Source organism: Actinomadura nitritigenes, from assembly GCF_017573545.1.
Lineage (GTDB): Bacteria > Actinomycetota > Actinomycetes > Streptosporangiales > Streptosporangiaceae > Spirillospora > Spirillospora nitritigenes.
The window spans coordinates 198,167-220,401 of the sequence record NZ_JAGEOK010000011.1; the positions used below are offsets into that span (position 1 = coordinate 198,167).

At 74.0% G+C, this 22,235-nt stretch carries 21 protein-coding genes; 10 read left to right on the forward strand and 11 right to left on the reverse strand.

Going from position 1 to position 22,235, the window contains the following annotated elements:
- Positions 1 to 10: 10 nt before the first annotated feature.
- Complete coding sequence (locus J4557_RS18975) at positions 11 to 1,453, reverse strand: MFS transporter (protein ID WP_208268043.1); 1,443 nt, start codon at positions 1,451 to 1,453, stop codon at positions 11 to 13.
- A 97-nt stretch (positions 1,454 to 1,550) separates the two neighbouring features.
- On the opposite strand from J4557_RS18975, the gene J4557_RS18980 reads away from it, so the two are divergent.
- From J4557_RS18980 to J4557_RS19000, 4 genes are all read left to right on the forward strand, one after another.
- Positions 1,551 to 2,081, forward strand: a complete 531-nt coding sequence (locus J4557_RS18980; RefSeq protein ID WP_208268044.1) for a MarR family winged helix-turn-helix transcriptional regulator — start codon at positions 1,551 to 1,553, stop codon at positions 2,079 to 2,081.
- Positions 2,082 to 2,314: 233 nt separating this feature from the next.
- Positions 2,315 to 4,489 carry a SelB domain-containing protein gene (locus J4557_RS49685; protein WP_243775983.1) on the forward strand — a complete coding sequence of 725 codons (2,175 nt, stop codon included), beginning with the start codon at positions 2,315 to 2,317 and terminating at the stop codon, positions 4,487 to 4,489.
- 104 nt (positions 4,490 to 4,593) lie between these two features.
- Complete coding sequence (locus J4557_RS18995; protein WP_208268045.1) at positions 4,594 to 5,787, forward strand: RtcB family protein; 1,194 nt, start codon at positions 4,594 to 4,596, stop codon at positions 5,785 to 5,787.
- Positions 5,788 to 5,791: 4 nt separating this feature from the next.
- Positions 5,792 to 6,640: a hypothetical protein gene (locus J4557_RS19000; RefSeq protein WP_208268046.1), complete on the forward strand. Its 849-nt coding sequence runs from the start codon at positions 5,792 to 5,794 to the stop codon at positions 6,638 to 6,640.
- Here J4557_RS19000 and J4557_RS19005 read toward each other — a convergent pair whose 3' ends face one another.
- The gene (locus tag J4557_RS19005; protein ID WP_307799983.1) at positions 6,641 to 7,447 is read right to left on the reverse strand and encodes an alpha/beta hydrolase; all 807 of its coding nucleotides are present in this window, start codon (positions 7,445 to 7,447) and stop codon (positions 6,641 to 6,643) included.
- Between the two features lie 139 nt (positions 7,448 to 7,586).
- Between J4557_RS19005 and moaA the strand changes: the two genes are divergently transcribed.
- The 3 genes from moaA to J4557_RS19020 all read left to right on the forward strand — a co-directional run bounded on the left by moaA (position 7,587) and on the right by J4557_RS19020 (position 9,594).
- Entirely contained in the window at positions 7,587 to 8,576 is a 990-nt protein-coding gene (gene moaA, locus J4557_RS19010; RefSeq protein WP_208268048.1) for a GTP 3',8-cyclase MoaA, read from the forward strand.
- Positions 8,577 to 8,641: 65 nt separating this feature from the next.
- Positions 8,642 to 9,214, forward strand: a complete 573-nt coding sequence (mobA, locus tag J4557_RS19015; protein ID WP_208268135.1) for a molybdenum cofactor guanylyltransferase — start codon at positions 8,642 to 8,644, stop codon at positions 9,212 to 9,214.
- Between the two features lie 50 nt (positions 9,215 to 9,264).
- On the forward strand, positions 9,265 to 9,594 hold the full coding sequence (locus J4557_RS19020; protein WP_208268049.1) for a DUF6457 domain-containing protein: 330 nt from the start codon (positions 9,265 to 9,267) through the stop codon (positions 9,592 to 9,594).
- A 68-nt stretch (positions 9,595 to 9,662) separates the two neighbouring features.
- Here J4557_RS19020 and J4557_RS19025 read toward each other — a convergent pair whose 3' ends face one another.
- On the reverse strand, positions 9,663 to 9,890 hold the full coding sequence (locus tag J4557_RS19025) for a hypothetical protein (RefSeq protein WP_208268050.1): 228 nt from the start codon (positions 9,888 to 9,890) through the stop codon (positions 9,663 to 9,665).
- A gap of 77 nt (positions 9,891 to 9,967) precedes the next feature.
- On the opposite strand from J4557_RS19025, the gene J4557_RS19030 reads away from it, so the two are divergent.
- Positions 9,968 to 11,446, forward strand: a complete 1,479-nt coding sequence (locus J4557_RS19030; RefSeq protein ID WP_307799985.1) for a DHA2 family efflux MFS transporter permease subunit — start codon at positions 9,968 to 9,970, stop codon at positions 11,444 to 11,446.
- On the opposite strand, the gene J4557_RS19035 is transcribed toward J4557_RS19030, so the two are convergent.
- From J4557_RS19035 to J4557_RS19050, 5 genes are all read right to left on the reverse strand, one after another.
- Positions 11,387 to 12,703 (reverse strand): FAD-dependent oxidoreductase, encoded by a 1,317-nt coding sequence (locus tag J4557_RS19035; RefSeq protein ID WP_208268051.1) that lies wholly within the window; start codon positions 12,701 to 12,703, stop codon positions 11,387 to 11,389. The two genes, J4557_RS19030 and J4557_RS19035, sit on opposite strands and share 60 nt — an antisense overlap.
- Positions 12,693 to 13,508 carry a tryptophan 2,3-dioxygenase gene (locus J4557_RS19040; protein WP_208268052.1) on the reverse strand — a complete coding sequence of 272 codons (816 nt, stop codon included), beginning with the start codon at positions 13,506 to 13,508 and terminating at the stop codon, positions 12,693 to 12,695. The genes J4557_RS19035 and J4557_RS19040 overlap by 11 nt, the downstream gene beginning before the upstream one ends.
- Positions 13,509 to 13,644: 136 nt before the next feature.
- Positions 13,645 to 14,199, reverse strand: coding sequence for a dehydroquinate synthase/iron-containing alcohol dehydrogenase family protein (locus J4557_RS52505; RefSeq protein ID WP_307799986.1), 555 nt, complete (start codon positions 14,197 to 14,199; stop codon positions 13,645 to 13,647).
- Positions 14,175 to 14,915 carry an iron-containing alcohol dehydrogenase gene (locus tag J4557_RS52510; RefSeq protein WP_243775984.1) on the reverse strand — a complete coding sequence of 247 codons (741 nt, stop codon included), beginning with the start codon at positions 14,913 to 14,915 and terminating at the stop codon, positions 14,175 to 14,177. The genes J4557_RS52505 and J4557_RS52510 overlap by 25 nt, the downstream gene beginning before the upstream one ends.
- 99 nt (positions 14,916 to 15,014) lie before the next feature.
- Positions 15,015 to 15,551 carry a MarR family winged helix-turn-helix transcriptional regulator gene (locus J4557_RS19050; protein ID WP_307799987.1) on the reverse strand — a complete coding sequence of 179 codons (537 nt, stop codon included), beginning with the start codon at positions 15,549 to 15,551 and terminating at the stop codon, positions 15,015 to 15,017.
- A gap of 53 nt (positions 15,552 to 15,604) precedes the next feature.
- On the opposite strand from J4557_RS19050, the gene icmF reads away from it, so the two are divergent.
- On the forward strand, positions 15,605 to 18,823 hold the full coding sequence (icmF, locus tag J4557_RS19055) for a fused isobutyryl-CoA mutase/GTPase IcmF (RefSeq protein ID WP_208268053.1): 3,219 nt from the start codon (positions 15,605 to 15,607) through the stop codon (positions 18,821 to 18,823).
- A 12-nt stretch (positions 18,824 to 18,835) separates the two neighbouring features.
- Positions 18,836 to 19,606, forward strand: a complete 771-nt coding sequence (locus tag J4557_RS19060; RefSeq protein WP_208268054.1) for a helical backbone metal receptor — start codon at positions 18,836 to 18,838, stop codon at positions 19,604 to 19,606.
- An 18-nt stretch (positions 19,607 to 19,624) separates the two neighbouring features.
- Here the strand turns inward: J4557_RS19060 and J4557_RS19065 are convergent, their stop codons facing one another.
- Genes J4557_RS19065 through J4557_RS19075 form a run of 3 tightly spaced genes read right to left on the reverse strand, consistent with a single transcriptional unit; the run spans position 19,625 to position 22,210 of the window.
- Positions 19,625 to 20,242: a TetR/AcrR family transcriptional regulator gene (locus J4557_RS19065; protein WP_208268055.1), complete on the reverse strand. Its 618-nt coding sequence runs from the start codon at positions 20,240 to 20,242 to the stop codon at positions 19,625 to 19,627.
- 25 nt (positions 20,243 to 20,267) lie between these two features.
- Positions 20,268 to 21,023, reverse strand: coding sequence for a 3-oxoacyl-ACP reductase FabG (gene fabG / locus J4557_RS19070; RefSeq protein ID WP_208268056.1), 756 nt, complete (start codon positions 21,021 to 21,023; stop codon positions 20,268 to 20,270).
- Between the two features lie 35 nt (positions 21,024 to 21,058).
- Positions 21,059 to 22,210: an acyl-CoA dehydrogenase family protein gene (locus tag J4557_RS19075; protein WP_208268057.1), complete on the reverse strand. Its 1,152-nt coding sequence runs from the start codon at positions 22,208 to 22,210 to the stop codon at positions 21,059 to 21,061.
- Positions 22,211 to 22,235: the final 25 nt, after the last annotated feature.

Genomic DNA, 22,235 nt, shown 5'->3' on the forward strand with positions numbered 1-22,235 from the left:
GACTCCCCGGTCAGGCGGGGCGCTCGTGCGGGTGCCGGACGCCGTGCACGACGGCGACGGCGGCCGCCAGGACCGCGCCGGCCGCGACGATCCAGAAGCACAGCTCGTACGCGCCGAGCGTCGGCACCTCCGTCCCGGCGATCACCTTCCCGGCGAGGATCGAGGCGGTGACGGCGCCGGCGACGCTGCCGCCGGTGGTGCGGACGAGCGAGTTGATGCCGCTGGCGATGCCGCTCTGGTCCATCGGGACGTGCTGGACGGCGAGCGTGCCGAGCGCCGCGTAGGCGACGCCGAAGCCGATCCCCTGGATCGCGCTGAACGCCAGCATGTCGTAGCCGTGCGAGTTCGACACGGCGAGCCAGGTGTAGCTGAGCCCCGCGAAGACCGAGCCGAGCGCGAGCGTGTAGGCCGGGCCGATGCGCCGGGCGATGGTGCCCGACATCGAGGAGGCGACGAGCATCGTGACGGTGCTGGGCAGCATGTAGAGGCCGACGTCCAGCACCGAGCCGCCCAGCCCGTACCCCACCTTGTCGGACGGCGACTGGACGAAGCCGGAGATCAGGGTGAACGCGGCGAACATGGCGAAGCCGAGCAGCGTCGAGGACAGGTTCGCCGACAGCGACTTCGGTCCGACCAGCAGGCTCAGCCGCACCAGCGGTTCGCGCACCCGCAGCTCGATCACGACCCACAGCCCGCACAGCACCACGGCGGCGGCGAACAGGGCGATCACCCCGCCGGACGTCCAGCCCCAGTCGTTGCCCTCGCTGATCGCCAGCAGCAGGCAGACCAGCCAGCCGGCCAGCACGAGCGCGCCGGCCAGGTCGGGGCGCCCGCCCGCGCGCGCCCCGGCGTCGTGCGCGGTGACCGCGACCAGCACCAGGCCCGCCGCGGCGAGCGCGGCGGTGATCCAGAACACCGGGTGGTGGCTGGTGGTGCGGTCCGCGATGAGGCCGGTCACGATCATGCCGGCGCTGCCGCCGACGCCCATGGTGGCGCTGACGATGCCGATCGCGGTGGTGATCCGCTCGCGCGGGAAGGTGTCCCGGATCATCCCGATGGCCAGCGGGATCATCGCGGACGACACGCCCTGCAGGGCCCGTCCGGCGATGAGCACGCCGAGCGAGCCGGACACCGCGCAGACCACCGAGCCGATCAGCAGCAGCACCAGCACCAGCAGGATCATCTTCTTCTTGCCGTACATGTCGCCGAACCGCGACAGCAGCGGCGTCGCGACGGCGCCGGCCAGCAGGGAGGCGGTGAACACCCAGGTCACGGCGGTGACCGAGACGTGGAAGTGGCTCATCAGCTCCGGCAGCAGCGGGATCACGAGCGTCTGCTGGACGGACACCACCATGCCGGCGATCGCCAGGGCGAACAGGGTGAGGCCGGTGCGCGGGGGGCCGGCGGCGCGCCGCCCGGTCGTGGCGGCGGCCGCCGTCTGGGCGCCGGTCATGAAGCCTCCTGGGGGACGGTCCCGGTCGGTGGGAGCGGGGGCGTGCGCGGACACTGTACTTACTTAAGTTAAGTAAATGCATCGTACAATGGATCACATGTCCACCCCGCCGCGGTCCGCCGCCCACCCCCAGACCGGCGCCGCGGCGCCGCGCGACATCGTGGAGATCGAGCGCGCGATCAGCCGCGTGTCGCACATGCTCACCCGTGCCAAGCAGCACGACCGGACGGTGGCCGAGGCCGGCGTCCCGGTCGACCGGGCCGCCGTGCCGCTGCTCGGCGCCCTCGCCGACGCGCCCGACCCGCTGCGGCCGGGGGAGCTGGCCGTCCGGCTGGCGGTGGAGGCGCCGCACGTCACCCGGCAGGTGCAGCGGCTGGAGCGGGCCGGGTACGTCGAGCGCGTCCCCGACCCCGACGACGGCCGCGCCCAGCGCGTGCGGATCACCGGCGCCGGGCTGGAGGCCGTCGAGCGGGTCCGCGCGGCCGGGCGGCAGTGGATGGCCGACGCCCTCGCGGGCTGGTCGCCGGCCGAGCGCGCGCAGCTGGCCGGGCTGGTGCACCGGATGGTCGACGACTTCCTCGCGCATTCCGAGCGTCTCGCGCGCTGCGAGGGCCGCTCCGCCGACTGACGGCGCCCTCAGCGTGACGATTCATCGCCAGTTGAGGTTTACGCGAAGTTAGTGAGATTTATGATCGCGCGCTGTGGGCCCGATCGGGTTTCGCTTCCGGGCCCGGCGTCCTTAGGGTTGCCTTCCGTGGACCTACGTCTGCACAACCCCCGCAATGCCGTCCCCGCCGGCGCCCGCGCCGTGCCCGCACCCTTCCCCGCGGCCACCCGCGCCGCGACCCGGGAAGGGCGCTGATGCAGGTCGTCGCCACCGCCGGCCACCACGGGCACGGCAAGTCCGCCCTGGTGCGCGCCCTGACCGGCATGGAGCCGGAGGAGCCCGGCGCCTGGACGGAGCTGCCCTCGGGCTCCCGGCTCGCGTTCGTCGACGTCCCCGGCGACGAGCGGTCCGTCCCGGCGATGCTCGCGGGAGCGGGGGCCGTCCCCGCCGTCCTGTTCGCCGTCGCCGCAGACGAGGGCTGGATGCCGCAGTCGCAGGAGCACCTGGACGCGCTCGGCGCGCTCGGCGTCCAGGCCGGCGTCCTCGCGGTGACCCGGTCGGACGTCGCCGACCCCAAGCTCGCGCTGCGCCAGGCCCGCGACCGGCTGGCCGGGACCGCGCTGCGCGGCGTCGAGGCCGTCGCCGTCAGCACCGTCACCGGCGCGGGGATGGACGGTCTGACCGCCGCGCTGGACCGGCTCGCCGGACGGCTGCCCGTGCCCGACCCCGAGGCGCCGGTGCGGCTGTGGCTGGAGCACGCCTTCACCGCCGGACGGCAGAGCGTCGTCGCCGGCACGCTCGCCGCCGGGACGATCGCCGTCGGCGACGAGCTGCTCCTCATGCCCGCGGGCCGCCGCGTCCGCGTCCGGACGATCGGCAGCACCGGCGGGCCCCGGGAGAGCGCGACCGGCGTCTCCCGCGTCGTCCTCACGCTGCGCGACGCCGGCCGGGTCGCCGCGGGCATGGCCCTCGTCACCCCGGACCGCTGGTCGCTCACCACCTGCGTGGACGTGCGGACCCGGTTCGGCGAGGCGTCCGGGCGGCTGGCGCGGCGGATGACCCTGCACATCGGCGCCGCCGCCGTCCCGGTGCGGCTGCGCCCGCTCGGCCCCGACACCGCCCGCCTCACCCTGAACGCCCGGCTCGCCCTCCACATCGGCGACACGGCGCTGCTGCGCGACCCCGAGCGGCGCGCCGTCGCCGGCGTCAGCGTCCTGGACGTCCGGCCGCCGACCCTGGTGCGGCGCGACGCCGGCGCGGCCCGCGCCCGCGAGCTGGCCGGCTGGCCCGACCGGCCGGACGGCGCGCTGGTGCTGCGCCGGCACGGCGTGCTCCGCGCGTCCGAGCTGCGGCTGATGGGCTGCGCGCCGCCGGACGGCGCCGTCGCCCTGGACGGCGGCTGGCTCGCCGACCCGGCGCACTGGGAGGCGCTGCGCGAGCGCCTCGCCGAGGTGGCGGCGCGGCACGCCGCCGAGACCCCGCACGCGCCCGGCCTCCCGCTCGAGACCGCGCGGCTGCGGCTCGGGCTGCCCGCGCGGAGTCTCGTCGCCGCGCTCGTCCGCCCGCCGCTACGGCTGGACGGCGGCCGCGTGCACCCCCCGACCCCCGAGCCCGCCCCGCCCGCTCCGGCCGCGCCCCCGGCCTCACCTTCGGATGCGGCGACGCCTCCGGGCGCGGTGACGCCTCCGGGCGCGGCGGCGCCTTCGAGCGTGGTGACGCCACCCGACACGGCCTCGCCTTCCGACACGGCCTCGCCTTCCGACACGGCCTCGCCTTCCAGCGCGGCGACGTCTCCCAGCGCGGCGACGTCCAACACGATCCCGCCTTCGAGCGCGGCGGCGTCTTCGAGCGCGGTGACGCCACCCGACACGGCCCCGCCTTCGGGTGCGGCGGCGTCTTCGGGTGCGGCGGCGCCTTCCAGCGCGGCGGCGCCTTCCAACACGGTCTCGCCTTGGGGCGCGGCGGCTTCTCCGGGTGCGGTTCCGTCCCGGAGCGAGGCCGCGCCTGCGGCTACGGCGGCGGTAGCGGATCAGGAGCCCGCTCCGGCGCAGGGCGCGGGGGCGGACGGGCCCGCGGCGCGTCCCTCGGAGGGGGCGGCGATGCCGCCGGGGCTGGCCGCCGCCGTCGAGCGGCTCCGCGCCGACCTCGCCCGAGCCCCGTTCGACGCGCCCGCCGAGGAGCGTCTCGCCGAGCTCGGCCTCACCGGCGGCGCCCTTGCCGAGGCCGAGCGGGCGGGGGCGGTGCTGCGGCTGCGCGACGGCGTCGTCCTGCTGCCCGGCGCCGACCGCGAGGCGCTGCGCATCCTGTCCGCGCTGCCGCAGCCGTTCACGCCGCGGCAGGCGGGCGACGCGCTGTCCACCAGCCGCCGCGTCGCCGTCGCGCTGCTGGAGCACCTCGACGGCCTCGGCCTCACCGAGCGGCGCCGCTGACGCCCCCGAGACGAACCCGGCCACGGCGGGAAAACCGGTTGAACCGCGGCGTGCGGCTCTGGCGTCATAGATCACGGTTCGGATCCCGTCGAGAAGGAGAAGGCATGCCGTACCAGACTCTGAAGGGCGGCCGCGTTCCCATCCGGATGTGGACCGACCCCGACACCGTCGAGGACCAGGCGCTCGACCAGCTCCGCAACGTCTCCGCCCTGCCCTGGGTGGAGGGGATGGCGGTCATGCCGGACGTCCACTACGGCAAGGGCGCGACCGTCGGCTCGGTCATCGCGATGAAGAACGCGGTGTCCCCGGCGGCGGTCGGCGTCGACATCGGCTGCGGGATGACCGCCGCCAAGTCCACGCTCACCGTCGAGGACATGCCGGACGACCTGTCGGGCATCCGGCACCGGCTGGAGAAGGCGATCCCCGTCGGGCGCGGCTCGCACAAGAGCGCCGTCGACCCGTCCGCGCTGCCGAACCTGAAGGAGCGCGGCTGGTACGAGTTCTGGAAGGAGTTCGAGGACCTGCACCCGGCGGTCCGCTCCGGCCTCGGCCGCGCGCGCTCGCAGATGGGCACGCTCGGCGGCGGCAACCACTTCCTGGAGCTGTGCGCGGACGACGACGGCGGCATCTGGCTCGTCCTGCACTCCGGGTCCCGCAACATCGGGAACGTGCTCGCCGAGCACCACATCGAGGCCGCCCGCAAGCTCCCCCACAACCAGGACCTTCCGGACACCGACCTCGCCGTGTTCCTCAGCGGCACCGCGAAGATGGACGCCTACCGCCACGACCTGTTCTGGGCGCAGGAGTACGCGCGCCGCAACCGCGCGGTCATGATGGCGCTCGCGCAGAACGTCGTGACCAGGCAGTTCGGTGAGAAGCGCTGCCGCTGGAACCAGGTCATCTCCTGCCACCACAACTACGTGGCGGAGGAGGAGTACGGCGGCGAGGAGCTGCTGGTCACCCGCAAGGGCGCGATCCGCGCGGGCGCCGGCGACCTCGGCATCATCCCGGGCTCGATGGCGACCGGCACCTACATCGTCCGCGGCCTCGGCAACGAGACGGCGTTCAACTCGGCGTCGCACGGCGCGGGCCGCCGGATGAGCCGGAACAAGGCGCGCAAGAACTTCACCCTCGAGGACCTGGTCGAGCAGACCAGGGGCGTCGAGTGCCGCAAGGACAGCGGCGTCATCGACGAGATCCCCGGCGCCTACAAGGACCTGGAGACGGTGATGGAGTCGCAGTCCGACCTCGTCGAGGTCGTCGCGCACCTCCGGCAGCTCGTGTGCGTGAAGGGCTGAGGACGTGACGGCGGTGCAGCGGCCGGCGAACGCGCGCGGCGCGGGCGACGGCATGAAGCTGCACCGCCGGACGCTCCGGCTCGGCGGGCGGGAGCACACCGTCATCGGGCTGCGGCCCGCCACCAAGGCGGGCTTCAGCACCAACCTGTTCCACGAGACCTGGCACGTGCTGTCCGACCAGCACGGCGCCCGCGTCCTCGCGCGGCTGCTGTGGGGCCTGGCCTACCAGTCGCGGCCCGGCACCCTGCTCGTGATCGACCGGCCGTTCCTCACGCCGACGCCGTTCGACGCGGACCCGGCGGACCCGATCGTCCTGGTCCCGGCCTGGCACACCCCCTTCACCGCCGCGACCGCCCGCGACCTGGCGCGGCGCCTCCCGCTGCGGCGCCCGCCGGACGGCACCGTCCGGTGGCGGACGCACGGCCTCGACGGCGCTCTCGCCGAGCCGCGCGGCTGGTTCCGCGAGCCCCCGCCGCCCGGTCCCCGGCGCGGCCGGGTGAAGCGGACGCACGGCCTCGTCGCGCTCCTGCCGGGCAGTCCCGCGGAGGCGCGGGAGTGGGCGGTGCGGGCGGGATGGCTCGACGTCCGGAACCCGTACGGCATGGACTACGACTATCTCGGCGGGCAGTGCCGGTCCGCCGCCGGCGAGATCCAGGTCTTCCGGGACTTCCGGCGGCGGGTGAGCGTCGCCCGCCGCGCCCGCGCCGACGTGCTCGCCGCCCCGGACGTCCCCGCCGATCCGGCGGAGCTGCGGCCGCTCGTCTGGGACCGGCACGGCGAGATCACGTGGGCCGAGGAGGAGACGGCGCGCCGCCGCCGGGCGCGCCGCCGCCGTCCGCCGGGGCGCCGCTGATCAGGCCAGCACGCGGTCGATGAACGCGGTGACGTCGCCGAGCACCTCCTCGCGGTTCGTCTCGTTGAACACCTCGTGCCGCGCGCCGGGGTAGATCCGCTGGGTCAGGTCGCCGCCCCGGATCGCCTCGATCCCGGCCAGGGTGCCGTCCAGCGGGACGAGCCGGTCGTCGCCGCCGTGCACGTGCAGGGTGGGGAGCGCGCCGAGCGACCCGTGCTCGTTGATGCTCCGGAGGCAGGCGTCCAGCGCCCGGACGGTCGGCTTCTTGAAGGGGCCGTGCCACACCAGCGGGTCCTCGGTGTAAGCCTTCCCGACGGCCGGGTCCCGCGACAGCGTCGGGGTGTCGATCGGCTCGTCGGGCATCTCGTCGAGGGGGAGCAGGTCGTCCACGACGAACCAGCGGCCGAGGACGGGGCCCGACAGCACCAGCGCGGCCGGTACGTCGCCGTGGACCTGCGCGTAGCGGGCGGCGATGAGCCCTCCCATGGAATGCCCGATCAGCACGACGGGCAGGCCGGGATGGTCGCCGCGGGCCGCCTCGACGACGGTGTGCAGGTCGGCGACGACGTCCTCGAAGTCCTCGATGAGCACCCGGTCGCCCGCCGACCGGCCGTGCCCCATGTGGTCGGGCCCGCACACGGTCGCGCCGTGCCGGACCAGCGTGTCCGCGACGTGCCCGTAGCGTCCGAGGTGCTCGCCGTAGCCGTGCGCCAGGACCGCGATGTAGCGGGGCTCGCCGTCCGACCAGATCCGTGCCGTGATCGCGCCCCGCGTGCCCGCGAACTCCCACTCCCGTGCCGCCGTCACCCGTACCTCCTCGTCCGAACCGGCCGTGCCGTCAGCCCGTGATGCGACGGATCGGCGATCGCCGCAATAGGCTGGACCGATCGACCGTAACCCGGACGGCCCGCCCACCGGGCCGTCCGCCTGGCAGGAAGGGGCGCCCGTGCTGGTCGACACCTTCGGTCGTACCGCGACGGACCTGCGGGTCTCGCTCACCGACCGGTGCAACCTCCGGTGCTCGTACTGCATGCCGCCCGAGGGTCTGGACTGGCTGCCCAAGCCGGAACTGCTCACCGACGACGAGGTGGTGCGGCTCGTCGGCCTCGCGGTCGGCGAACTGGGCGTCACCGAGGTCCGCTACACCGGCGGCGAGCCGCTGCTGCGGCGCGGGCTGCCGGACATCGTGCGGCGGACCGCCGCGCTGGAGCCGCGCGCCGAGCTGTCGCTGACCACCAACGGGATCGGGCTCGCCCGGCTGGCGGGGCCGCTCGCCGACGCCGGCCTCGACCGGGTGAACGTGTCGCTGGACACCCTCGACCCGGCGACGTTCAAGCGGCTGGCGCACCGCGACCGGTTCGCGGACGTCCTCGCGGGGCTGGAGGCGGCGCGCGCCGCGGGCCTCGAACCCGTCAAGATCAACGCGGTGCTGATGCGGGGGATCAACGACCACGAGGCCCCCGCGCTGCTGCGGTTCTGCCTCGAGCGCGGCTACCGGCTGCGGTTCATCGAGCAGATGCCGCTGGACGCCCAGCACGGCTGGACCCGGCAGAACATGATCACCGCGGACGAGATCCTGGAGCGGCTGTCGGCGGAGTTCGACCTGGCGCCGGACGCCGGCCACGACCGCGGCAGCGCGCCCGCCGAGACGTTCGTGGTCGGCGGCGGCCCCGAGACGGTCGGCGTGATCGGGTCGGTGACCCGGCCGTTCTGCGGCGCGTGCGACCGGGTCCGGCTGACCGCGGACGGCCAGGTCCGCAACTGCCTGTTCGCGACCGAGGAGTCCAACCTGCGCGACGCGATGCGGGCCGGCGCGACCGACGAGGAGATCGCCGACCGCTGGCGGAAGGCGGTGTGGGCCAAGCGGGCCGGGCACGGCATCGACGACCCGGCGTTCCTGCAGCCCGCCCGGCCGATGTCCGCCATCGGCGGCTGACCACCGTGCCCGCCGACCCCGTGCCCGCCGACCCCGTCCCTGACGGACCCGTGCCCGCCGACCCCGTGCCCTTCGACGCGGTGCTGCTCGCGGGCGGCCGCGCCCGGCGGCTCGGCGGTGCCGACAAGCCCGCCGAGAAGGTCGGCGGCCGCGCCCTGATCGAGTGGGTCGCCGCCGCGGCGTCCGGCGCGTCCCGGACGATCGTCGTCGGGCCGCCGCGGGACGTGCCGCCGGGCGCACTCCGGGTCCGCGAGGACCCGCCCGGCGCCGGTCCCGTGCCCGCGCTGAGGGCGGGCCTGGCCGAGGTGCGCGCGCCCTGGGTCGCGCTGCTGGCCGCCGACCTGCCGTTCCTGCGTCCCGTCCACGTCGCCGCGCTGCTGGGCGCGGCGGGGGAGCGCGGCGGGGCCGTGCTGGTGGACGGCGGCGGCCGCGAGCAGTGGCTCGCCGGATGCTGGCGCACCGCCCGCCTGCGCGACGCGCTCGCCGCCTACACCGGTGCCTCGCTGCGCGGCGTCCTCGGCCCGCTCGACCCGGCGGAGGTCGCGCTCCCCGCCGGGGAGCGGCCCCCGTGGTACGACTGCGACACGCCCGAGGACCTCGCCCGCGCCGAGGGGCTCGCCCGGCGGGACGTGCTTTGAGCGTGCGAGAGTGGGCATCGCGTACGTCGACGCGTTGAAGGGGGACGCCCATGTCGGTACTGGAGGACTGGATGACCGCGGTCTGCGGCGAGCTCGGCCTGGAACGGGGCGACATCGACCGCGACCTCGTGCTCGACCTGGCCCGCGACGTCGCGCACGGGGTGGCGCGTCCGGGCGCGCCGCTCACCGCCTACCTGCTCGGCCTCGCGGTCGGCCGCGGCGCCCCCGCCCGCGACGCCGCGGCCCGGCTGACGGAACTGGCCGAGGCCTGGGGCGCCGAACCCGCCGAACCCGCCGAACCCGCCGCGGACGCCGGGGCGCCGGCGGCGCAGGGCGACGTGCCCGAGCAGGCCGGCGAACGCGTCCTCGACGAGGCCTGAAGCGGCGGTCTGTGTCTCGGTGGGGGGACGACCCCCACCCCCCGGAAGTGCCGGCCTGAGCGCCGCGCTCAGGCGTCGCGGTCCTCGACCGGCACCACGTCCTTGAGGAAGTCGCGGCGGTCGAGGAACGCCGACAGGCTCTCGCGATGCTCGTCGCAGGCGAGCCAGATCTTCCGCCGGTCCGGGGTGTGGATCTTCGGGTTGTTCCAGCGCAGCGCCCACACCGCCGCGGCGCGGCAGCCCTTGGCGGAGCACTGCAGTTCATCGGGGCCGGAGCCCGGTGGGGATGCGGTCACCACGCAACTGTGACACAGCGGCCGATGCGCCCGGTGCGCCGGGTTTGGCACGGTGATCTTCGGAAAGGAGATCGCTCGTGCGGACGGAGGCCACGGCGGGGGCCGAGGAGGAGGGCCGGGTGCGGCGTCCCTGGCGGGCGCTGTCGGTCTGCCTGGTCGCCGCGTTCATGACCCTGCTGGACGTCAGCATCGTCAACGTCGCCCTCCCGTCGATCAAGCAGGGGCTGCACGCCTCGGAGGCGGGCCTGCAGTGGATCCTGTCGGGGTACGCGCTGACCTTCGGGCTGGTGCTCGTCCCGGCCGGCCGGCTCGGGGACGCGCGCAGCCGCCGCGCGGTGTTCATGACGGGCCTGGCGGTGTTCACCGCGGCCAGCGCGCTGGCCGGCATCGCGCCGACCATGACGTGGCTGGTGCTGGCGCGGCTCGTCCAGGGCGTGGCGGGCGGCATCCTCAACCCGCAGGTCGCCGGCCTCATCCAGCAGCTGTTCCAGGGCGGCGATCGGGGCAGGGCGTTCGGCGCGCTCGGCGCTGTCATCGGGATCGCGACGGCCGCCGGGCCGCTGCTCGGCGGCGGCATCATCGCGCTCGCCGGTCACGCGGAGGGCTGGCGCTGGGTGTTCTACGTCAACATCCCGGTCGGCGTGGCGGCGCTGTTCCTGGCGTGGCGGCTGCTGCCACCGCCGGTGCGCGGGGAGAGGCGGGGCCTCGATCCGCTCGGCGTGCTGCTGCTCGGCGCGGGCGTGGTGTGCGTGCTGCTTCCCCTCGTCCAGGAGCAGCAGTGGCACGGGAACCTGAAATGGCTGCTGGTCCTCGCGGGCGCGCTGCTGATCGCGGCGTTCGCCTGGTGGGAGCGGCGGGCCCGCGCGCCGATGGTGGACCTCGGGCTGTTCCGGCTCCGCTCGTACGCTCTGGGATCGGCGATCGCGCTGCTGTACTTCGCGGGGTTCACCGCGATCTTCTTCATCTTCACGCTGTACCTGCAGAACGGCCTGTCCTACAGCGCGCTGGAAGCGGGACTGGCCATCACCCCGTTCGCGGTCGGGTCGGGTGTGGCGGCGGCCGTCGGCGGGCGCATCGTGGCCAGGTACGGGCGGCCGCTCGTCGCCGCCGGGCTCGCGGTGGTGACGGTGGGGCTGGCCGCCGCGTGGCTCGCGGTCGAGCTGGAGCCGGGACGGGGCGTGGGGATCGCGACCGCGCTGCCGCTGCTGTTCGCGGGCTGCGGCAGCGGCCTCGTCATCGCCCCGAACCAGACCATCACGCTGTCGGAGGTGCACTACACGCAGGGCGGCAGCGCCGCCGGCGTGCTGCAGACCGGGCAGCGGGTCGGCACCGCGATGGGGATCGCGGCCGTCGGGTCGGTGTTCTTCGCCGCGCTCGCGAGCACGCACGGCGACTGGGCCGCGGCGTTCCGCCGCGGCCTCGTCGTCATCCTCGTGTTCGTCGTGCTGGCGCTGGCGGCGGCCGTCGCCGACCTGGCGGCCGGCCGCCGCGCCCGGTCAGCGGCGCTCGCGCAGCGCGACGCGCAGGAGCACGGCCAGGCCCGCGAGGGCTGCTGACGCCGCGCCCGCGAGCGCCAGGTTCTGCCGCCGGATCCGGGCCGGGATCCGCGCGTACGGCATCGTCGAGAACGACACCAGCTCGTACCGCGAGACGTACCGGCCCGCGAGGCGGCGCTCCAGGGCGTGCGTCGCCGCCTGCTTCGCCCGGTAGACCGGGGACGACACGCGGTCGCGCATCTCGATGAAGTTGTCCAGCGCCATCTCGGCGATCGCGTCGGTGTTGGGCTTGCGGCGCTCCTCGTAGAGCTCCAGCGCGCGCGCCCAGTCGCCGCCGGTCTCGGTCAGGCACCGGTCGATCTCGATGCAGTCCTCGAACGCGCAGTTGGCGCCCTGCCCGAAGAACGGGACGATCGCGTGCGCGGCGTCGCCGAGCAGCGCGACGATCGCGCCGTCGCCCCGCCGCGTCCACGGCCGGCACCGGACGGTCACCAGCGACCCCACCGGGTTGCGCTCGTAGTCGTCGACCAGGTCGGGGATCAGGCCCGCGACGTCCGGGTAGTGCTCGGCGAAGTACGCGGTGACCTTCTCGGGGGCGTCCAGCGCCGCGAGGTCGGACTTGGGCCAGAACAGCGTGCAGGTGAACGAGCGGTCCAGGTTCGGCAGCGCGATCATCATCGAGGTGCCGCGGGGCCAGATGTGCAGCGCGTCCGGATCGAGCGCGAAGTCGCCGTCGCGGGGCGGGACGGTCAGCTCCTTGTACCCGTGCTCCAGGAAGTCGGCGTCCTCGTTCAGGCCGAGGGACCGGCGCACGGCGCTGTACGCGCCGTCCCCCGCGAGGACGACGTCCGCGGCCTCGGTGCCGCCGTCCTCCAGCAGCAGCGCCCCGGCCTGGACGTCCACGCCGGTGACGCGCTGGGAGAAGCGCAGCGTGACGCCGGGCGTGGCCTCCGCGGTGTCCAGCAGAGACTCGTTGAGCTGGGCGCGGCTGATGGAGTTGATGGCGCGCCGGCCGTCGGCGCTGTAGGGCTGGAAGTTCTGCTCCCGGCCGAGCGGGTGCACCATCCGCCCGTGCATCGGCAGCGCCTGCTTCAACGACCGGTCCCGCAGCCCCACCTGCTCGAGGGCGGCGAGACCGCGCGCGGAGATCGCCAGGTTGATCGACCGGCCCCGCTCGGCCCCCGCGATCCGCGGGTCGGGCCGCCGCTCGTAGACCGTCACCTCGATGCCGCGGCGGCCGAGCAGCACCGCGAGCAGGCAGCCCGCGAGGCCCGCGCCGACGATCGCGACCCGCTCGCCCCGCCGCTCAGCCGCCATGGACGGGCTCCTCCCCGGCGGTGGGCTGCTCGGTCTGCGAGCGGACCTCCCACAGGTCGGGGAACGCGGGCGCGAACAGCGTCGAGCGCAGGTAGTCGGCCCCGGCGGAGCCGCCGGTACCGATCTTGGCGCCGATGGTCCGCTCGACCATCTTGAGGTGTCGGTACCGCCACTCCTGGACGCCCTCGTCGACGTCCACGAGCGCCTCGCACACCTCGGCGGCGGGCCCGTTCTCGTCGGCGTAGACCGCCAGCAGCACCCGCTGGACGGCCTCGTCGGGCTCCCACGGCAGGGACGGGTCGCGCTCCAGCGCCTCGCGGGGGACGGGGTGGCCCTGCACGGCGAGGTAGCGCAGCAGCGAGTCGAACATGGACGGGCGGGACACCGCGTCGCGCAGCCGCTCGTCGCCGCGCAGCACCGACGCCGGGAACCCGCGCCGGCCGAGGACGGCCTCGATCTCGCGGAACTGGTCGCTCTGGAACCCGCTGGAGGTGCCGAGCGCGTGCCGGAACGCGGCGAACTGCCGGGGCGTCATCGTCTCCAGCACGTCCAGCTGCCCGACCACCGTCTTGAGGATCTTGGCGATCCGGCGCGCGGTGTGCAGCGCGCCCGCGCTGCCGCCCGCCTCCAGCCTGCGCTGCAGCAGCGCGGACTCGTGCAGGATCTGCTTGAACCACAGCTCGTAGACCTGATGGATGATCACGAACAGCAGCTCGTCGTGGGCGTCGGTCTCGGGCTCCTGGCAGGACAGGAGCCGATCCAGCCGCAGGTAACCGCCGTACGTCATCGTCGGCGAATCCGCCATCACCGCCTCCTTGCGACACAACGGATGTGACCCGCAGCATATTGGATCGTTCCGCCCATTCGGCCGGTGGGGGCGCGCGTGACGTACATATCCGACAATCTGCCCACGGGTGGACCGGTGGCGCCTCCACCGCGGCTCAGCGGGAGCCGAGCGACCGCCGGAAGATGCCCGCGATGTCGTCCTCGGTGACGGGGCGCGGCGACGCCACCAGCAGCCGCTGCTGCCGCATCGTCCCCTCGACCAGGTCGGGGATGTCCGCCTCCCCGTAGCCCACGCCCGCGATCCCGTCCGGGACGCCGATGTCGCGCATCAGGCTCAGCAGCGCGCGCGGCAGGTGCTCGGCCGGGTCGTCCGGGCGGTCCATCTCCGGGGCGAGCAGCTCGGCCGCGCGGACGTGGCGCTCGGGCCGGGCCTGGAAGGTGAACCGGAACGACTCGGGCGCGGTGAGCGACACCGACATCCCGTGCGGGACCATCGGCTCCCCGTCCGGGTACCCGTCCGGGCGGAAGGCCCTGACCCGCCCGGCGATCGGGTAGGCGTTGGCGTGCGGGATGTGCACGCCCGCGTTCCCGAACCCGAGCCCCGCGAACGTGGCGGCCAGCGCCATGTCGGCGCGGGCGCGGCGGTCCTCGCCGTCCCGGACGGCCGCGCGGAACGAGCGGGAGATCAGGCCGAGCCCTGCTCGGACCACATGTCCGACACCGGGTTCGCGCCGCAGTACGGGACCCGCTGCTCGGGCCGCTTGCGCTCGTACGCGTCGTACGGCTTGGCCGTGTAGCTCTCCAGCGCGTGGCACACGATGTCCATCCCGGACGACGCGGTCACCCCGGACGGCTGCGTCACCATCAGGTCGGGGTCGACGACGGCGAGCGCCGGGCGCATGCGCGGATGGCTGATGCCCGTCTTGACCCGCAGGTCCAGGACGTCCAGGACGCAGACGGTCGTGCTCTCGGCTCCGGTCCCGGTCGTGGTGGGGACGGCGACGAGCGGCAGCAGCGGCCGCTCCGGCGCCCGTCCCGCCCCGACCGGCGGGTTCAGGTACTCGGCGAGGTCGCCGTCGTTCGTGGTGAGCAGGTTGACGGCCTTGGCGGTGTCGATGCTCGACCCGCCGCCCACCGCGACGTACGCGTCGTACGGCCCGGTCTCCCGCGCGTGCTCGACGGCCGCGCGCATGCTCGCGTCCGTCGGCTCGACGCGGACGCCGTCGAACACCGCCGCCTCGATCCCGTACGCCTTCATCGCGTCGGCGACCCGCTGCGGCCCGCCGGTCGCGGCGACGCCCGGGTCGGTCACCACGAGGACCCGCCGCGCGCCGTACTGCGCGAGGTCGTGGCCGATCTCGCCGGACGCGCCCGTGCCGAACTTCAGCTGCGGCGCGCCATAGGTGAAGACCGTCTCGTTCGCCATGCCCGCCCCTCGATGCCGGTACCGCTGATCGCCCCCACGGTGTCACCGCCCGGACGGCCCGAGCAAGGCGGAGCCGGGGCGCCCCCAGGGGCGGACCGGCTAGTCGCCGGGCAGCTCGCCCACCGAGACGCGGACGGCGCGCAGCGCCGCGGTGATCTCGGCGGCGCGCTCGGCGGGCAGCGCGGCGATGCCGAAGCCGGCCTCGTTGAGCGCGGCGGTGGCCTCCTCGGCGAGGTCGCGGCCCGCCGGGGTGATCGTGGCGAGCACGACGCGGCGGTCGTCGGGGGAGGGGGCGCGGCCGACGAGCCCGCGCCGCTCCAGCCGCCCGATCACGTTGGTGACCGACGCCGGGTGCACCATGAGGCGGGTGCCCATCTTGCCCATGGGAAGGGTGCCGGTGCGGGTGAAGGCGAGCAGCCGGAGCGCCTCGTAGGCGGCGAAGGTCAGCCCGTGCGGCTTCAGCACCGCCTCGATCCGGCTGAGCAGCAGCTGCTGCGCCCGCATCACCGAGGTCACGGCCGCCATGTGGTCGGCGTGCTCGGGCCAGCGGGAGCTCCACTGGCGGTGGGCCTCGGAGATGGGGTCGGGGGTGTCGGGCACCGCCCCACCGTAGGGCGTCTTGACCTCGTCGCGCACGGAAACTATTTTAACTTCCAAATATTGGATGTCCAAGGGTTGAGGTGGGGGACGTGACCGGACCGCTCCACAAGCCGGTGCACCCGGTGCGCTTCGTGACGGCGGCCGCGCTGTTCGACGGGCACGACGCGGCGATCAACATCATGCGGCGGATCCTGCAGTCGCAGGGCGCCGAGGTGGTGCACCTCGGCCACGACCGGTCCGTCCGCGAGGTCGTCGACGCCGTGCTGGAGGAGGACGCGCAGGGCGTCGCGATCAGCTCCTACCAGGGCGGCCACGTCGAGTACTTCGAGTACCTGTCGCGCAGCCTCAAGGAGGCGGGCGCCGAGCAGGTGCGGGTGTTCGGCGGCGGTGGCGGCGTGATCGTGCACGAGGAGATCGCGCGGCTGGCGGACGCGGGCGTGCGGATCTTCTCCCCGGAGGACGGGCAGCGGCTCGGCCTGCCCGGCATGATCAACGAGCTGGTCCGGGACTGCGACGTGGACCTGGCGGACGAGCCCGTCCCGGCCGACGCGGTCGTGGCGGGCGACCGGCGCGCCCTCGCCCGCACCATCACCTGCCTGCAGGCCGGGAGGCTGGCGGACGCCGACCGCGCCGCCCTCGCCGAAGCGGCGTCCGGCCGCCGCGTCCCGGTGCTCGGCATCACCGGCACGGGCGGCTCCGGCAAGTCCTCCCTCACCGACGAGCTGGTCCGCCGGCTGCGCGTCGACCAGGGCGACCGGCTGCGCGTCGCGGTGCTGGCCGTCGACCCGACCCGGCGGCGCGGCGGCGGCGCGCTGCTCGGCGACCGCATCCGGATGAACTCCCTGGACGGCGACAAGGTCTTCTTCCGTTCGCTGGCCACCCGCGGCGCGCGCGAGCTGCCCGAGGGCATCGAGGACATCCTCACCGCCGTGAAGGCCGCCGGACACGACCTGATCATCCTGGAGACGCCGGGGATCGGGCAGGGCGACGCCGCGATCGTCCCGCTGGTGGACGTCTCGCTGTACGTGATGACGCCGGAGTTCGGCGCCGCGTCCCAGCTCGAGAAGATCGACATGCTCGACTTCGCGGACGTCGTGGCGATCAACAAGTTCGAGCGGCGCGGCGCCGAGGACGCCCGCCGCGACGTGTCCCGGCAGCTCGTCCGCAACCGGGAGGCGTTCGGGCAGCGGCCCGAGGACATGCCGGTGTTCGGCACGAGCGCCGCCACCTTCAACGACGACGGCGTCACCGCGCTCTACCAGCACCTCGGCGGCATGCTCGCCGAGCACGGGCTGCCCTTGGAGGACGGCGCGCTGCCGCACGTCGGCACCAGGGTCTCGACCGGCGCCGCCACGATCATCCCGCCGGGCCGCGTCCGGTACCTGTCCGACATCGCCGAGACCGTCCGCGGCTACCACGCCGAGACGGCCGCGCAGGCCGAGGCCGTCCGGCGGGTGCAGCGCCTCGACGAGGTGCGCGCCGAGCTGACCGACGCGTCCGAGGTCGAAGGGCTGCTGGAGAAGGCCCGCCGCGACGTCGCCCCCGAGAACGCGGCGCTGATCGAGGGCTGGCCCGCCGTCGTCGAGTCCTACTCCGGGGACGAGCAGGTCGTGAGGATCCGCGACAAGGAGCTGCACACCAAGCTGACCCGCGAGTCGCTGTCGGGCAGCCGGATCCCGCGCGTCGCGCTGCCCCGCTACACCGACCACGGGGAACTGCTGAGGTTCCTGCGCTCGGAGAACCTGCCCGGGAGGTTCCCGTTCACCGGCGGGGTGTTCCCGTTCAAGCGCGACAACGAGGACCCGGCCCGGATGTTCGCGGGGGAGGGGGACCCGTTCCGCACCAACCGCCGCTTCAAGCTGCTGTCGGAGGGCCAGCCCGCGACCCGCCTGTCCACCGCGTTCGACTCGGTCACCCTGTACGGCCGCGACCCCGACGAGCGTCCCGACGTGTACGGCAAGGTCGGCACGTCCGGCGTCTCGATCGCGACGCTCGACGACATGAAGGCGCTCTACGACGGGTTCGACCTGTCGTCGCCGACCACGTCGGTGTCGATGACCATCAACGGTCCCGCGCCGACGATCCTGGCGTTCTTCCTCAACACGGCGATCGACCAGGGCATCGACGCGTTCCGCCGGGAGAACGGGCGCGAGCCGTCCGCCGAGGAGGCCGCGGAGGTCCGCGCCCGGGTGCTGTCCACCGTGCGCGGCACCGTCCAGGCCGACATCCTCAAGGAGGACCAGGGCCAGAACACCTGCATCTTCTCCACCGAGTTCTCGCTGCGGATGATGGGCGACATCCAGGAGTGGTTCATCGCCAACAAGGTCCGCAACTTCTACTCGGTGTCCATCTCCGGCTACCACATCGCCGAGGCCGGCGCGAACCCGATCAGCCAGCTCGCCTTCACCCTCGCCAACGGGTTCACCTACGTCGAGTCGTACCTGGCGCGCGGCATGGACATCGACGACTTCGCGCCGAACCTGTCGTTCTTCTTCTCCAACGGCATGGACCCCGAGTACAACGTCCTCGGGCGTGTCGCCCGCCGCATCTGGGCCGTCGCCATGCGGGACCGGTACGGCGCCAACGAGCGCAGCCAGAAGCTCAAGTACCACGTGCAGACCTCGGGACGCTCCCTGCACGCGCAGGAGATGCACTTCAACGACATCCGCACGACGCTCCAGGCGCTCATCGCCATCTACGACAACTGCAACAGCCTGCACACCAACGCCTACGACGAGGCCGTCACCACGCCCACGGCCGAGTCGGTCCGGCGCGCGCTCGCGATCCAGCTCATCATCAACCGCGAGTGGGGCCTGGCGATGAACGAGAACCCGCTGCAGGGATCGTTCATCATCGACGAGCTGACCGACCTCGTCGAGGAGGCCGTCCTCGCCGAGTTCGACCGGATCAGCGAGCGCGGCGGCGTCCTCGGCGCGATGGAGACGGGCTACCAGCGCGGCCGCATCCAGGACGAGTCGATGCTGTACGAGCAGCGCAAGCACGACGGGTCGCTGCCGATCGTCGGCGTCAACACGTTCCGGCTCCCCGACGCGGGGGACGGGACGCCGGACACGATCGAGCTGGCCCGCGCCACCGAGGACGAGAAGCGCTCGCAGCTGGAGCGGGTCCGGTCCTACCAGGCCGCGCACCGCGGCGACGCCGAGACGGCCCTCGCCGGGCTCAAGGAGGCCGCACGGTCGGGCGGGAACGTGTTCGCGGTGCTGATGGACGCGGCGCGCGTGTGCAGCCTCCAGCAGATCACCGACGCGTTCTTCGAGGTCGGCGGCCAGTACCGCCGCAACGTCTGAGCGCCGCGCCGCATGGCCGCCCGCGACGACACCGGCGCGCCCGTCCCCGTTCCGGAGCGGGTGCGCCGCGTCGTGTCGATCGTCCCGTCGCTGACCGAGACGGTCGCGGTGACCGCTCCCGGCCTCCTCGCCGGCGCCACCGACTGGTGCACGCACCCGGAAGGCCTCGACGTCCCGCGGGTGCGCGGGACGAAGAACCCTGACGTGGAGCTCATCAGGGAGCTGCGGCCCGACGTCGTCCTCGGCAACACCGAGGAGAACCGTCCCGCCGACGTCGAGGCGCTGCGCGCGGCGGGCGTCCCGGTGTGGATGACCGAGATCCGCACCGTGGACGAGGCGCTGGCGTCGCTGCGGCGGATGCTCACCCTGGCGTGCCGCGTCCCCGTCCCGGACTGGCTGGACGAGGCGGCCCGCGTCTGGGCGGGCGTGACGCCCGGCGAGCCGCGCGCCGCCGTCGTCCCGATCTGGCGGCGCCCGTGGATGGTCGTCGGCCGCGACACCTTCACCGGCGACGTCCTGTCCCGCCTCGGGGTGGCCAACGTCTACGCCGCCCACCCCGAGCGGTATCCGAAGATCCCGCTGGACGAGCTGAACGCGTCCGGCGCCGACCTGGTCGTCCTGCCGGACGAGCCGTACCGGTTCACCGAGGACGACGGCCCCGAGTCGTTCCCCGGCATCGACGTCGCGCTGGTCGGCGGGCGGCACCTCACCTGGTACGGCCCGTCGCTGGTGCGGGCGCCCGCCGAGCTGCGGGAGCGGCTCGCGGCGGCCCGGACCTACTGACCGGGCCTCCTGACGGACCTACTGGGAGGGCTCCTCGCCGCCGGGCGGGCGCCGGGTGAACATCGCCTCCACGCAGCGCGCCATCCGCCCGTCGAGCTCCTCGGCCGGAACGTCGATCTCCCGCGCCAGGTGCTCGCGCAGCAGCGTGTACCCGTAGATCGTGGACGCGATCGCCGCCTGCACGGCCTCCACGTCGTCGATCGGCAGCTCGCCCCGGGCGGCCTCCGCGGCGAGGTCCTTGCGTCCCTCGCCGCGGTTCAGCAGCACCCGGGGCCGGTCGTCGCCGTCCAGCACCAGCAGCGTCGCCAGCAGCACCGGCTCCGGGTGGCGCAGGCTGGTCCAGAACAGCCGCGACAGCCGCTTGCGCAGCGGCAGCCCGGCGGCGCCCGCCGCGTCCTCGGCGTTGGGCCGGGACCGGTGGAACAGCGCCGAGCGCAGCAGCGCCCGCCGCGACCCGAAGTACTGGTAGACCAGCCCGCGGTTGACGCCGGCCTCGTCGGCGACCTGCCGCAGGTTGAGGCCCGCGAGGACGCCGCCGCGGCGCAGCAGCGCGATCGCCGCCGCCCGCAGCGACTCCTCGGTCGCCTCCCGGTCGCGGGTCCGCTCGTCCCGGCGCCCCGCCCGCGGGCCGGTCACCGCGGCCTCCCGAACGCTGGGCGGGTCACGCCTTGGGGCCGCCCGCCACGTAGATCACCTGGCCGGACACGAACGAGGCGTCCTCGCTCACCAGGAACGCCACGACGCCCGCGATGTCCTCGGGACGGCCGACCCGGCGGACGGGGATCTCCTTGGCGGCGGCGTTCTTGAAGTCCTCGAAGCCGACGCCGACCCGCTCGGCGGTCGCCGCGGTCATCTCCGTCTCGATGAAGCCGGGCGCGATCGCGTTCGCGGTCACGCCGAACTTGCCCAGCTCGATCGCGAGCGTCTTGGTGAAGCCCTGGAGGCCCGCCTTGGCCGCCGAGTAGTTCACCTGCCCGCGGTTGCCGAGCGCCGACGTCGACGACAGGTTGACGATGCGCCCCCAGCCGGCCTTGGTCATGTGCTCCTGCGCGGCGCGGCTCATCAGGAACGAGCCGCGCAGATGCACCGACATGACCGAGTCCCAGTCGTCGTCGGACATCTTGAACAGCAGGTTGTCGCGGGTGATGCCGGCGTTGTTCACCAGCACCACCGGCGGGCCGAGCTCGGCGGCGATCCGCGCGACGGCGGCGGCGACCTGCTCGGAGTCGGCGACGTTCACGCCGACGGCGAGGGCCTTCCCGCCGTTCTTCTCGATGGTCTGCACGGTGTTCGCGCAGGCGGCCTCGTCGAGGTCGCAGACCGCGACGGCGAAGCCCTCGCGGGCGAGCCGGACCGCGGTGGCCGCGCCGATGCCGCGCGCCGAACCGGTGACGATGGCGACCCTGGTGTCGGTCATGTCGTGCTCCCTGTCCTCCGTCGAAGCCGTCTGTGTCAGACCTGGATGTCCTTGGCGATGATGGTCTTCAGCACCTCGCTGGTACCGCCGTAGATCCGGGTGACCCGGGCGTCGGCGTACAGGCGCGCGATCGGGTACTCGAGGATGTAGCCGTAGCCGCCGTGCAGCTGCAGGCACTTGTCCACGACACGCTGCTGCACCTCGGTGCAGAACAGCTTGGCGACCGCGGCGTCGGCCGGGGTCAGCTCCCCGGCGTCGAGGGCCTCGATGCACCGGTCGACCAGCGACCGGGCCGCCTCCACCTCGGTGGCGCACTCGGCGAGGACGAACTTGGTGTTCTGGAACGAGGAGACGGTCTTGCCGAAGACCGTGCGCTCCTGGACGTACTTGCGGGCGAACTCGACGGCGGCGGCCGCGGAGGCGTAGGAGCTGGTGGCGATGCCGAGCCGCTCCTCGGCCAGGTTGTGGGTCAGGTAGCTGAAGCCCGCGCCCTCCTCGCCGAGCAGGTCCTCGACGGGCACCTTCACGTCGACGAACGACAGCTCGGCGGTGTCGGAGCTGCGCAGCCCGATCTTCTCCAGCTTGCGGCCGACCGAGTAGCCCTCGCTCTTGGTGTCCACCACCAGGATCGACAGCCCGGCGCGGCGGTTCTCCGGCGTCGCGGGCGACGTGCGCGCCACCACCAGCACCCGGTCGGCGAGGACGCCGCCGGTGATGAAGGTCTTGGCGCCGTTCAGGACGTAGTGGTCGCCGTCGCGCTTGGCGGTGGTCTGCATGCCGGCGAGGTCGGAGCCGGTGCCCGGCTCGGTCATCGCGATGGCCGTCATCATGTCGCCGCTGATGAACGGCGGCAGCCAGCGCTTCTTCTGCTCCTCGGAGGCGTACTTCAGCAGGTAGGGCAGGACGAGGTTGACGTGCACGCCGTAGCCGCCGAAGCTCACCCCGGCGCGGGCGCACTCCTCGGAGATCACGGCCTGGTACTTGAAGCTGGTCTCGCCCGCGCCGCCGTACTCCTCCGGCACCTGGATGCCGAACACGCCCAGCTCGCCGAGCTTGTTGTAGAAGTCGCGGGGCGGGTGCCCGGCCTGCTCCCACTCCTCGTAGACGGGCGCGACCTCGGCCTGGATGAAGTCCCGGATCGTCTCCCGGAACGCCTCGTGGTCCTCGTTGAACAGGGTGCGGCGCACGCTCGGCCCCTTTCGCAGCGTAACT